Raw genomic sequence first — 12,845 nt, 5'->3', positions numbered from 1 at the left:
CAATGGCATTATTAAAGGTAGAAAATGCAACCATGCAATTTGGCGGTCTTACTGCTGTTAAAGATTTTAACCTTGAAATTAATGAAGGTGAAATAGTATCTTTAATTGGTCCTAATGGAGCCGGAAAAACTACGGCTTTCAATATGATCACAAATGTTTATACCCCAACCAATGGAAAGGTAATTTTTGATGGCAAGGATATTACTGGTATGAGGCAGGATTTAATTACTCAAAAAGGTATAGCAAGAACATTTCAAAATATAAGACTTTTTAAAGATCTAAGTGTACTTGATAATGTACTTATTGCAAATCATGTTCATATAAAATCTAATTTTATTGAAGCTATACTAAAGCTTCCAAGGTATAGAAAAGAAGAAAAGGAAATGGTTGAAAAATCTATTTCTCTTTTAGAGGAATTGGGTCTTCAAGATTTAAAAGATGAAAAGGCTAGTTCTCTTCCTTATGGTAAGCAAAGAAAACTTGAAATAGCAAGAGCGCTTGCAACTAATCCTAAGCTGCTTTTGCTTGATGAACCTGCTGCAGGTATGAATCCTACAGAAACGGATGAACTTACAGCCTTTGTTAAGGAGATAAAGGATAAGTTCAATTTATCTATATTTATGATAGAGCATCACATGAATATGGTTATGAGCTTATCAGATAAGATACAGGTTTTTGAATATGGTATTACAATAGCTAAGGGTACACCTTCTCAAATTCAAAATGACAAGAAGGTTATAGATGCATATTTGGGGGTATCTGAAGATGATTAAGATAGATAATTTAGTAGTAGCCTATGGTGGCATAGAGGCTTTAAAAGGAATAAGTTTAGAAGTACCAAGTGGAAAGATTGTAACTTTAGTAGGAGCTAACGGGGCAGGTAAGAGTACTACATTAAAATCTATAGTAGGACTTGTTAAAACTAAAAGTGGTACTATAAGTTATGAAGGGACAGATTTAGCAAAGCTTAATACTGAAATTATGGTTAAAAAAGGTATAGCTTTAGTGCCAGAAGGCAGAAAGGTTTTTGCTGATCTTACAGTATTGGAAAATCTAAAAATAGGTGCATATACAAGAAAGGATAAAAAAGGTGTAGAAGAAGATTTAGAGAAGGTATATTCACTTTTTCCAAGGTTAAAAGAAAGAACTTGGCAAGCAGCAGGAACTCTTTCTGGTGGAGAACAACAGATGCTTGCAATAGGAAGGGCTCTTATGTCTAGACCTAAGTTAATAATGATGGATGAGCCTTCTTTAGGACTGGCTCCTATAGTTGTAAAAGAATTATTTGGAATAATAAAGAAGATTAATGAAGAAGGTATGACAGTTCTTTTAATAGAACAAAATGCTAATGCAGCTTTAAAAATAGCTGATTTAGGTTATATTATGGAAACTGGTACAATTAAATTAAAGGGGACAGGTAAGGAACTTCTTGCTAATGAGGATATTAAGAAGGCTTATCTTGGAGAAGTACTATAAGTTGATAACTGTAATAAGATTTAATAAGTCTTATTACAGTTATTTTTTATATAAATAGAAATATAAAATTTAGATGAACATTAGAATGGATTTTTAATTTTATATAGCAAAAAAAGAAGTTGAAAAAGTTTTAAAATCTCAAAATAAAAGAGTTTAAAAATAGAGAATTATTATATGTATAAAATATGAAAATTTTTAAAAATATTATAATGATTATCATGTGAAGTTATAATATAAAGAATAATGGAAGATTAGGATTTAGTAACATAATTTATATATTTGTGAGTTTTAGTAAGATATGCTTAACAATCGTAAATATTTCATTAATCGGATATAGCTTGACATAACGTATCCTTGCTTTTATTACTAAATCTTCATTTATTAATAACTGAAAATTAAATTGATATTTTTAATCACTAATTATAAAAAATATCATAGGATAGACTGTATTAATAATTTTAGTAATTACAGGAGCAAGTATGTATAACATGCAAATAATACCTTATACGATGTGGTATCAAGGTCCAATAGGATACATCTATGATCCAATGATAGAGGAGGAAGATGAAGAAGATTTAGAGATGTTATATCCAAGACTATATAATAGGGTGATGCCTTTGGTAAAGTATCATGGCGACCAAATGGAACAGAGATACGGAACAATGTATTGTCCTACAAAAGATCAATTAGGAAAGATTACAGATGACATATATGACAAGATAGAAAAGGATATGAATGTTGATGAGTATGATGAGGATGAAAACGACAATGAGTATAGAGGTTATTATAGGAATAATGAAGATGAAGGAAGGCAGCGTCCTCGCCGAAGACGGTTTTTAAGGGATTTAATTAGGATACTTCTTTTAAGAGAGCTTCACAGAAGAAGACGTAGAAGAAGACGTAGAAGACATTATTCAGGTGGATATGGGTATTAAAAGGTAATTCTTATATGCCGCATGGCATATTCAGGAGGAATAAAGAAAAGTATATATTTTATGTTGTTGTACATGAAATATATACTTTTTAATATATTATAGAAAAAGTTACTATAAAGAGATAGGGAGTGTAATAATATGACAGGCTAGTTATTCATAGATAGAGATTAAGTGCAAGGCTTAGAATGCAAAATGAGCGTAAAAAACTTGCGCTTTCAGTGGATAGTGTAGAAAAAAATATAGATTATTAGGATAATAAGATATATATTTAATTTATGAGAGTGTGCTATTAAGGGGGAGTTTATGAAGTTATTAGTAGTGGAAGATGATGAATTTATATTAGAATCTATAAAATGTGTATTGGAGGAAGAATTTCAAGTTGATGTTTCCATGAATGGAGAAGAAGGTTTATTTTTAGCAAAGCAAGACATTTATGATTTAATAATATTAGATATAATGTTACCTGATATGGATGGGTTTAGTATATTAAAAAATTTGAAGGCGGTAGGGATAAATACACCAGTATTATTATTGTCAGCTAAAGGAGCAGCTGATGATAGAATAAAAGGACTTTCATTAGGTGCTGATGATTATCTTACAAAACCTTTTCATATTGAGGAACTTGTTTTAAGGGTGAAAGCAATATTAAGAAGATATGGACAAATTCATGAAGAGAATTCAGTATCATTTATGGAATTAAGTTTAATAGATAGAACAAAGCAAGTTTTTATTAAGGATGAAGAAATTAAAATGCAAGTTAAACAATTCAATTTATTAGAGTACTTGATTTTAAACGAAGGCACAATTCTATTGAAAGAACAGATTTATGATAGAATTTGGGGATTGGAATCAGATACTACTTTAGAAATTGTGGAAGTATATATTCATAATATAAGAAAAAAATTAATGAAATACGGTTATGATAAATATATAAAAACAATTCGTGGTGTTGGATACTTACTACAAGAAACGGAGAAATAAGATGTTTGCAAAACAAAAAAGACATTTGGTGTTAGTAAATACAATAACTTTTCTAGTTCTTTTTTCAATTTTAGGAGTAGTTTTATTTCAATATACTAAATCAGAAATTTATAGAGAAGTTGATAAAAATTTATTATCCATGGCTAAAGTTGTTCAAAAGTCATCAAAAAATAATAAACTAACGTTTCAAAAATTAGAGCCTAATAATGGAGTTTTAGTGTGGAGTGAGGATGGGGAATTACTTGAATCAACTAGCCATAATAATTATTATAGAGACATAGCAGATAAGATAAAATATAAGACTTTAGATAACATTGAAGAGAGTAGATACGATAGTTTTTATTTTAGGAGTATGGCTATTAAAATTGATACGGATAACAGCACTGTAATAGTTCAATTAATAAGAAATACAAATTCACAAAAAGAATTTCTTGAAACTTTAAATTCAATACTAGTAGTTGGAGGAGTTTTAATTTTTGTTATTTCAGTGGTGGTAGCATTTTATCTTGCAAGCAAAGCATTAGTTCCTATAGTTAAGGCTTGGGAGAAACAACAACAATTCGTAAGTGATGCATCTCATGAATTAAGAACACCATTGACTATAATACAATCTAAATTAGAATTATTATTAAAGTCTCCAGAGAAAAAAGTGAAAGAGGTAGGAGAAAGTATAGCAATATCTTTATCAGAGACAAGAAGACTTTCAAAACTAGTGAATAATTTATTGACTCTAGCAAAATCTGACAGCAATGCTATTGAATTGGATAAAAAAGTATTTTGTTTAAGTAAAAAACTAGATGAAATATGTGAACCATATATAGAAATTGCTGAGTTCGCAGAGAAAACATTTATTAAAGATTTAGAACAAGATGTATACATTAATGCTGATGAAGATAGGATAGCTCAGTTAATGATAATATTACTAGATAATGCATTAAAATATACAAGTGAAGGAGATATAATAAAACTTAGCTTAAAAAAGAAGAATAATAAGATATTTATAGAGGTTAAAGACAATGGGTTAGGTATAAGTAAAGAAAATCTTCCATATATTTTTGATAGATTTTATAGAGGAGATAAAGTGCGTGGCAGAGAAGGCGGACACGGACTTGGTTTATCAATAGCTGAATGGATAGTGAAAAAACATGGAGGAAATATCCAAGTAAGCAGTGAAGAAAGAGAAGAAACAAAAGTACAAATAGTATTTTCAAAAAATTAGTATATGCTTTTTTTTATATATTTATTTATAATATATATGTTGTTTTTGTTATTGTAATTTTTAAATATATTTTAACTACAATTGTGTACTATGAATTTTAGCAATAGATAACTAGAAAATAAAGTGAGGTATATCAGATGAATAAACAGGATTTAGCAGGAATAAGAAAAGAATTTAAGCCGGAAAATACAATGCTTAGTATTAAAGAAATATACAGTGTTTACCTAAAAAAGGACAACCAGTCAGTAATTTATTCTGAGTTTGAATATTTTGATAGTATTGATAGTGAAAAGCAGGAATTATATATTAAAAATTTTAAAAAGATATTATCAGGTGCATTAGATACTAAACTTTTTGAGCTTGAATTTAAAACAGTAGATATTGAAGATAATGCGCAGAAGATATTATATTCAGCTGTAAAAGAAGAAAAAGACATTTTTAAAGAAGAAGCTGATAAAATAGTTTCAAGGATAGGAAAGAATTATAAGTATGAAACAGATGTAGTTATTACTTTTATAAAAGCAGAATATTGGAAAGGTGCAAATAAGAGAAGAAGTGAAGAAGCTGAGGAAGCTAAAGATGATGAAGTTTATGCTTTTGAATTTATGATGTGTAGCGTAAATAAAATAGAACCACCTAAGAAAGCATTAAAATTTGATTATATAGAAAGAGAGTTTAGAGCAAATTCTGCATTAGATTCAACTATCAATCTTGATTCTCCTTTAGATGGATTTATGTTCCCTGTATTTAATAATAATTCTGCAGATGTGAATAGAATTATGTATTATGCATCTAAGTCTAAAGATATAAATATTAGTTTTGTAGAGGATATATTAAACTGTGAGTTTAAAAAGACAGCTGAAGAGGAAAAAGGAGAGTTTATGGATATATTAAGAACTGTAGTAGGGGAAAAAATAGCTCCAGAAACTATGCAAAACATATATGAAAAACTTTCAGAGAAACTTGAGGAAGATGAAGAGGAAAGTGAAGCCTCTGTAGTAAGTCGTGAAGATTTAAAAGGTGTGCTAGAAGAAAGTGGCGTTGAAAATGTTGAAAAACTTGAGGAGGCTTATGAAAGAGTAACAGGAAATAGTGACTATGAGCTTAAGGTTCAAAATATAGTTCCAAATATGAATTCAAAGTCAATTAAAATAACAACTGAAGATATGAGTCTAGCAATAGCGCCTAAAGAACTTAAAAATATAAGAAAAGTTAAAGATAGCCACGGAAATACTTGTCTTCTAATTGAACTTAATGAAGATGTAATTATAGATGGTTTTGAATTAGCAACTGAAGAATTATAAGGAAAAGCGGGATATTTGCCCGCTTTTTCTATTTAAAAACTTTGTTAAAACGTATACAAAGTTTTTTTAATTTACAAAACTATATTTAAATTTACAGAATATTTTTATATTTCTGAATTGATGTTATTATTTAGTCACAGAGAAAAAACATTAAAAGTTAAATATAAATTTTCCAAAAAGAAAGGGTGTATCAAATGAACTATTTTGAAGAAAGCTTAAAATTACATGAGGAGAATAGAGGAAAAATTTCAGTAACATCTAAAGTAAAGGTTGAAACAAGAGATGATTTAAGTCTTGCATATACACCAGGAGTTGCGGAACCTTGTAGAAAAATTCATGAGGATAAAGAAAACGTATACAAATATACTTCTAAAGGAAATTTAGTAGCGGTAGTAACAGATGGAACTGCAGTACTTGGACTTGGAGATATAGGACCAATGGCAGGGATGCCTGTAATGGAAGGGAAATCAATACTATTTAAAGAGTTTGCAGATGTTGATGCATTTCCTATATTAGTAGATTCTAAGGATGTTGATGAAATAGTTAATACAGTTAGATTAATAGCTCCAACATTTGGTGGAATTAATTTAGAAGACATTGGAGCACCAAGGTGCTTTGAGGTTGAAGAAAAATTAAAAAAATTAGTTGATATTCCAGTGTTTCATGATGATCAACATGGAACTGCAATAGTAGTACTTGCCGGTGTTATAAATGCACTTAAAGTAGTTGATAAGAAACTTGAAGATATAAAGGTAGTAGTAAATGGTGCTGGTGCAGCAGGAACAGCTATAGCAAAACTTTTATTATCATCAGGAGTTAAGAATTTGATTGCAGTTGATAAAGTAGGAATTCTTTATAGAGGAATGGAGAAAATTGATGATGCTAAGGAAGCTTTAGCAGAAATAACAAATCCAGATAACATAAAAGGAGGTCTTAGTGATGCTTTATTAGGTGCTGATTTGTTTGTAGGGGTATCTGCTCCAGGAATACTAAAACCTGAAATGGTACAATCAATGAATAAAGATGCCATAATATTTGCAATGGCAAATCCAACACCTGAAATAATGCCTGATGAAGCAAAGGCAGCTGGAGCAAGAGTTATTGGTACAGGACGTTCAGATTTTCCAAACCAAGTTAATAATGTTTTAGCTTTCCCAGGAATATTTAGAGGGGCATTAGATGTAAGAGCAAAAGAAATAAATGAAGAAATGAAGATTGCAGCAGCGTATGCAATAGCTAATTACATAAAGGATGAAGATTTAAATGAAAATAATGTAATTCCAAGTGCACTGGATAAAAATGTTGCTAAAAAAGTAGCAGAAGCAATTGCTAAAGCTGCAATAGAAAGTGGAGTTGCAAGAAAATAAGAGGAATTGTAATTAGGTAATTTGTTTTATACATGCTACTAAAATAAACTTCAAGGATATTTAGAGCATGTATAAATACAAAATTTTAATAAGATTATCAATGGAAAGGTTTAATGAAGCAATTATAAGATGAAATTTTAGGAGGTATTGATATGCAAATTCCAATTAAGAAAACCATAGATAAAATTCCAGGCGGTATGATGGTTGTTCCACTTTTTCTAGGAGTATTGACTAATACATTTTTTCCACAGTTTTTACAAATTGGGGGATTCACAACGGCATTATTTAGTAAAACAGCATCAACAACAATTTTGGCTTGCTTTATGTTCTTGATCGGTTCACAAATTAATTTCAAGTTAGCACCAAAGGCACTAAAAAAAGGTGCACTATTAATAACAGGAAAGTTTGTAGTAGGTGCTGGGATTGGTATAATTGTAGGAAAAGTTTTTGGACCTGCAGGAGTATTGGGGTTATCACCACTTGCTATTTTATCAGCATTGACAAATTGTAATGGCGGATTGTATGCATCTCTTGCTTCTCAATATGGGGATGAAACTGATGTAGGTGCTTATGCTCTATTATCTTTAAAAGATGGCCCATTTTTCACATTAGTTGCATTAGGAGCATCAGGACTTGCTCAAATTCCTTTTGAAGCACTTTTAGCAGTAATGATTCCGATAGTAATAGGAATGATTTTAGGAAATATTGATTCTGATATGAGAGCTTTCCTTGGAAGCAGTAAATTATTATTAATTCCATTTTTCTCATTCCCACTAGGTGCAGGAATGGATCTTGGAACAATTGTAAAAGCTGGGGTACCTGGCATAATATTAGGGATAATAGCAGCATTTACTGGAATAGGAGCTTATATACTTTTAAAATTATTCAAGGAAGAGCCAATAATTGGTTTAGCAACAGGTTCAACAGCAGGAAATGCTGTAGCTACACCAGCTGCTGTTGCAGCTGCAGATCCAACTTTAGCTGCTATAGCAACAGTAGCTACTGCCCAAGTTGCAGCAGCCTGTGTAGTGTCTGCAATTGTTTGTCCGTTTATCGTTACTTATGCATTTAAGTTAATTAGAAATAATAAGATGAAAAAATTAGATAATAAAGCTGCGGCATAATAAAAGTAATTAATAAAACATGTAAAAATTTTATTAGAAAGTGGACAATAACTTTAATGAAAACAAAATAGAAATTATACCTACCAAAGATTAGACATATTTTTATTAAAAGATATGGCTAATCTTTTTGTGTAATCATTTTCTTTTGATAATTTATCGTATATAATTAAATCAAAAGAAATTTAGGTAAATAGTTAAAATAAGGGTGATAATATGAAGTTAAAGGGGAAAATAGCGTCTTTTGTTATAGGCATTCTTATAATTTCCATTGGAAGCATAACAATTTTTTCTTATATTGAAATGAAAAACTTATTAAGAGATCAAATAGATAAAAATATGTTAAACATAGCAAATTCGTTTGCCTCAACTTATGAGGTTAAAGAATACTTAAAAGGCAATAAAACGGTGCCTATTGGATTATTAAATGATGAAATAGAGAAAGCACGTATAAAGACAGGTGTGGAATTTATTGTAGTTATGGATATGGAAGGTATAAGATATTCACATCCAGTAAAAAGTAAAATAGGTGAAAAATTCATAGGTGGGGATGAACAGAGAGTATTAAAAGATGGTGAAGAATATATATCTACAGCAAGTGGTAGTCTTGGAATTTCTGTAAGAGCTTTTTCTCCTATTTATGATGAGGATAATAAACAGATAGGGGCAGTAGCTGTAGGAATGTTATATAATAAGTTTGATAATGAAGTTTATACTAAGATGTATAAATTTATACCTATCATAGTAGCAGGATTGGTTTTAGGAGCTTTAGGAGCTGTTGCTATTTCATATAGCATAAAGAAAGCTATATTTGGACTTGAACCAGAGGAAATCGCTTTAATATTAAAACAGAAAGAAACTGTAATAGAAAATATTAAGGAAGGAATAATTGCATTAGATAATAATGGTCGTATAACATTATTTAATGAGGAAGCTAGTAGAATTTTAGGGTTAAAAGATAGTGATATAGGAAGTCCTATTACAGAATTTACTTATGATAGTATGTTAGATGTGTTTTTACACAGTGGGAAGCCTATAAGAAATGTAGAGATAAAGGCAAGACCAGGGCTAAATATTATGTGCAAATACAGTACTATTAAGGGGTTTAAAAATCAAGATTTGGGATTGGTCGTAACTTTTGAAGATTTAACTGAAGTACGTAAGATGGCGGAAGAGTTAACTGGAATAAAGAAAATGGCGTGGTCATTGAGAGCGCAAAATCATGAATTTATGAATAAACTTCATACAATTTCAGGACTTATTCAATTGGAAGAATACGATGAAGCAGTTAAATTTATAAATGTAATAGCAGATAGTAAAAAAAATATATCTACCATAATATCAGATAAAATAAAAGATGTATCTTTAGCAGCATTAATTTTAGCAAAGTATAGTAAATGTGAGGAATATAGAATTAAGTTAATAATAGATGAAAATTCAAAATTGACTAGGTTGCCAGAATATATGACTTCGGAAGAATTAGTATCCGTTGTGGGAAATTTAATAGAGAATTCTATAGATGAAGTTAAAAAAGATGGAACTGGTGAAATATATGTAAAAATATGTGAAGAAGAAAACAATATAAATATTAATATAAAGGATAATGGAGCAGGTATACCAGAAAGTATAAGAGAATCAATTTATAAGATTGGAATAACAACTAAAAAAGGAAGTCGTGGATTTGGAATGCATATAGTAAAGAAAATTATAGATGAAGCCAAAGGGAATATTGATTTTAAAATAAATAGAGGAACAGAATGGATTATATCTATACCAAGGGAAAGGAGTTGATTTTATGATAAAAACTATGATAGTTGAAGATGATCCAATGGTTATACAAATAAATTCTAAATTTTTAAATAAGGTAGAAGGATTTTCCCTAGAAAAAGCGGCAACAAATCTTACAGAAGCGCAGGAATTCTTATTAGAAAATTCTGTTGACTTAATTCTTTTAGATGTTTTTCTTCCAAATGAAAATGGCATGGATTTTTTAAAATGGCTAAGAAAAAATGAAATAGCTTCAGATGTTATTTTGATTACAGCAGATAAAACTATAGAAAGAATAACAGATGCATTTAGATATGGTGTTGTAGATTATTTAATAAAACCATTTACTTTTCAGAGATTTAAAGAATCTCTTAATAACCTTCAAGATAGAGTTAATGGGTTGAAAAGTGGTGAAACTATTGAACAAGCTGAACTAGATAAGCTTATTTTAAATACAAAAAGTAACAAGTCAAATGGTAAAGAAGAAAAATATAATGTAGAGAAAGGTTTTAATAGGTATACGTATAAATCAATAGTAGAAGCACTTCCGGGGATAAAGGATGAATATTTTACTGCTGAGGAGTTATGTGAGAAACTTGGACTAGCAAAAGTAACCGTTAGAAAATATCTTGATTACATGAGCAAACAAGGCGACCTAGAAAAGATTATCGAATATGGTAAGGTTGGAAGACCTCAATATAAATATAGATTAAAGGTGAATTATAACTAGGACTACATATGCGTAGTCTTTTTTTTATGCTTAGACTAGTTTGGCTAACAAAATTATATAGCATTAAAATTGAATTTATGGAAATGGTTGCACAATGAAAAAACATGTGGTATATTTTTCAATAATAGTATAGAACTGAGATGATAGTTTAAAATGAAATATTAAAAGAAGTGGTTACAATGAAGAGAGGGAAGGAGTGAATTATTGTAGATAAGCTAAAGTATTAAGTGAAGTTTTTTGATAGGACATTTTAAGTTATAATAGATTTTTACTAAAAGGGGGATTATTTCTATGAAGAAAAAAACATTATTTGGACTAATCATGATATTTATACTAATAGGTTCGCTTCTTCCAAGTGTAAATGTACATGCTGACACTACTTGGAATCTTGTTTGGAGCGATGAGTTTAATGGAAGTAGAATAAATACATCTAATTGGGCGTTTGATACTGGAACTGGTTCTGGAGGATGGGGAAATAATGAATTAGAATATTATACAAACCGTCCTGAAAATGCAAGAATTGAAAATGGTAATTTACTTATTGAGGCTAGAAAAGAAGCTTATGGTGGAATGGGATATACTTCTGCTCGTATGAAAACTAAGGAATTGAGACAGTTTACATATGGAAGAATTGAGGCCAGGATGAAACTTCCAAAAGGACAAGGTATATGGCCAGCTTTTTGGATGCTAGGTTCAAATATTGATCAAGTTGGTTGGCCAAAATGTGGTGAACTTGATATTATGGAAAATGTAAACAATGGATCTAATATATATGGAACTATTCACTGGGATAAAAGTGGACATCAATATTATACAGGACAATCTAATACAATCGATGTAACTCAATATCATGTATATTCAGTTGAATGGAATGCAAGCTCTATTAAGTGGTTTGTAGATGGTGTTAAGTACTGGGAAGCAAATATTACAATTAATGATACAGAGGAATTTCATAGACCATTTTTCATTCTTCTCAACTTAGCTGTTGGAGGACAATGGCCAGGAAGTCCAGATGGAACAACTCAATTCCCAGCTAAGATGTATGTTGATTATGTACGTGTGTATCAGCAAGGAGGAACAACTCCAAGCACTCAAGCAGCAACTCCAACATTTAATTTAGCAAGTGGAACTTATGATTCTGTGCAAAATGTAAGCATTTCTACAGCTACGCCTGGAGCTACTATCAGATATACTATTGATGGAAGTGAACCAAATGAAAATTCTGCACAATATACAACACCAATAAATGTAACTTCAACTAAGACTATTAAAGCAAAAGCTTTTAAGGCAGGATTAGCTAGTTCTTTGACAGCTGTTGCTACATATACGATTAGAAGTGGTGGAGGAATAGGAAATCTTCCAAGTACTACCTGGTATTTATTCAATCAGAAGGTAGCAGGTGTAAATACTATAAGTGAAAATATGCAAACTGGAAAGAGTTCTGTTTCAGGGTGGCAACCTATAAAAGCTATTAGTGCTACTCAAAATGTTTGGACAACACCCGTAACGAACGGGACATATAGAAATGGAAATTGGAATTTTACATTATGGACTAATAATCCAGGGGGCACTTCAAATGTTAAGGTTGATTTACTTAAAGTTAATGCTGATGGAAGCGGAGGAGTTTTACTTGGATCTAAAATTATAAATGTTTCAGCTACTGGCGGAGGAAATCATCCTACAATATACTCGTATAACTTAAATTCTGTTTCACTTAACAATCAAAGATTGATGGTGAAAGTAACTAAAACGTCTGGAGCTGATGCAGTAATGTGCTACAATACAAATGATTTTTCTACTAGACTCGTAACACCATAAAGGATATAGACTAATGGTTAATATTTATTACCATTAGTCTTTTATATGTGTGCCCAGCATGGGCACGTACTAGTCGGTGAAAGTCCGATATGGGGGTTGATAGTGCCAACCATTAGCTTAAGACAAG

General features: G+C 30.4%; 11 protein-coding genes. All 11 read left to right on the top strand.

Translation table 11 applies throughout. The annotated features are described in order from the left end of the window. Positions 1–2: 2 nt before the first annotated feature. The 11 genes from FAY47_RS05240 (at position 3) to FAY47_RS20820 (ending at position 12,718) form a co-directional block, all read left to right on the top strand. Entirely contained in the window at positions 3–773 is a 771-nt protein-coding gene (locus tag FAY47_RS05240) for an ABC transporter ATP-binding protein (RefSeq protein WP_143315395.1), read from the top strand. Continuing rightward, positions 766–1,476, top strand: coding sequence for an ABC transporter ATP-binding protein (locus FAY47_RS05235; RefSeq protein WP_143315394.1), 711 nt, complete (start codon positions 766–768; stop codon positions 1,474–1,476). Before FAY47_RS05240 ends, FAY47_RS05235 begins: the two co-directional genes overlap by 8 nt. Positions 1,477–1,985: 509 nt before the next feature. Next, positions 1,986–2,411 carry a hypothetical protein gene (locus FAY47_RS05230; protein WP_143315393.1) on the top strand — a complete coding sequence of 142 codons (426 nt, stop codon included), beginning with the start codon at positions 1,986–1,988 and terminating at the stop codon, positions 2,409–2,411. Positions 2,412–2,714: 303 nt separating this feature from the next. Further along, positions 2,715–3,392: a response regulator transcription factor gene (locus FAY47_RS05225; protein WP_143315392.1), complete on the top strand. Its 678-nt coding sequence runs from the start codon at positions 2,715–2,717 to the stop codon at positions 3,390–3,392. Between the two features lies 1 nt (position 3,393). After that, a complete protein-coding gene (locus FAY47_RS05220) occupies positions 3,394–4,611 on the top strand; it encodes a HAMP domain-containing sensor histidine kinase (protein WP_143315391.1) in 1,218 nt (405 codons plus the stop codon). A gap of 137 nt (positions 4,612–4,748) precedes the next feature. Continuing rightward, the gene (locus tag FAY47_RS05215) at positions 4,749–5,915 is read left to right on the top strand and encodes a DUF4317 family protein (protein ID WP_143315390.1); all 1,167 of its coding nucleotides are present in this window, start codon (positions 4,749–4,751) and stop codon (positions 5,913–5,915) included. A 194-nt stretch (positions 5,916–6,109) separates the two neighbouring features. Beyond that, on the top strand, positions 6,110–7,282 hold the full coding sequence (locus tag FAY47_RS05210) for a malic enzyme-like NAD(P)-binding protein (protein WP_143315389.1): 1,173 nt from the start codon (positions 6,110–6,112) through the stop codon (positions 7,280–7,282). Positions 7,283–7,434: 152 nt separating this feature from the next. Continuing rightward, positions 7,435–8,406 (top strand): 2-keto-3-deoxygluconate permease, encoded by a 972-nt coding sequence (locus tag FAY47_RS05205; protein ID WP_143315388.1) that lies wholly within the window; start codon positions 7,435–7,437, stop codon positions 8,404–8,406. 300 nt (positions 8,407–8,706) lie between these two features. Continuing rightward, the gene (locus FAY47_RS05200) at positions 8,707–10,194 is read left to right on the top strand and encodes a sensor histidine kinase (RefSeq protein ID WP_243129549.1); all 1,488 of its coding nucleotides are present in this window, start codon (positions 8,707–8,709) and stop codon (positions 10,192–10,194) included. Between the two features lie 4 nt (positions 10,195–10,198). Further along, the gene (locus FAY47_RS05195; RefSeq protein ID WP_143315386.1) at positions 10,199–10,900 is read left to right on the top strand and encodes a response regulator; all 702 of its coding nucleotides are present in this window, start codon (positions 10,199–10,201) and stop codon (positions 10,898–10,900) included. Between the two features lie 291 nt (positions 10,901–11,191). Next, positions 11,192–12,718, top strand: a complete 1,527-nt coding sequence (locus FAY47_RS20820; RefSeq protein ID WP_143315385.1) for a family 16 glycosylhydrolase — start codon at positions 11,192–11,194, stop codon at positions 12,716–12,718. Positions 12,719–12,845 lie beyond the last annotated feature (127 nt).

The sequence above is a fragment of the Clostridium sp. HBUAS56017 genome (assembly GCF_007115085.1).
In the GTDB taxonomy this organism is placed as follows: domain Bacteria; phylum Bacillota; class Clostridia; order Clostridiales; family Clostridiaceae; genus Clostridium; species Clostridium cibarium.
This window is presented reverse-complemented; position numbering and strand designations above follow the sequence as displayed.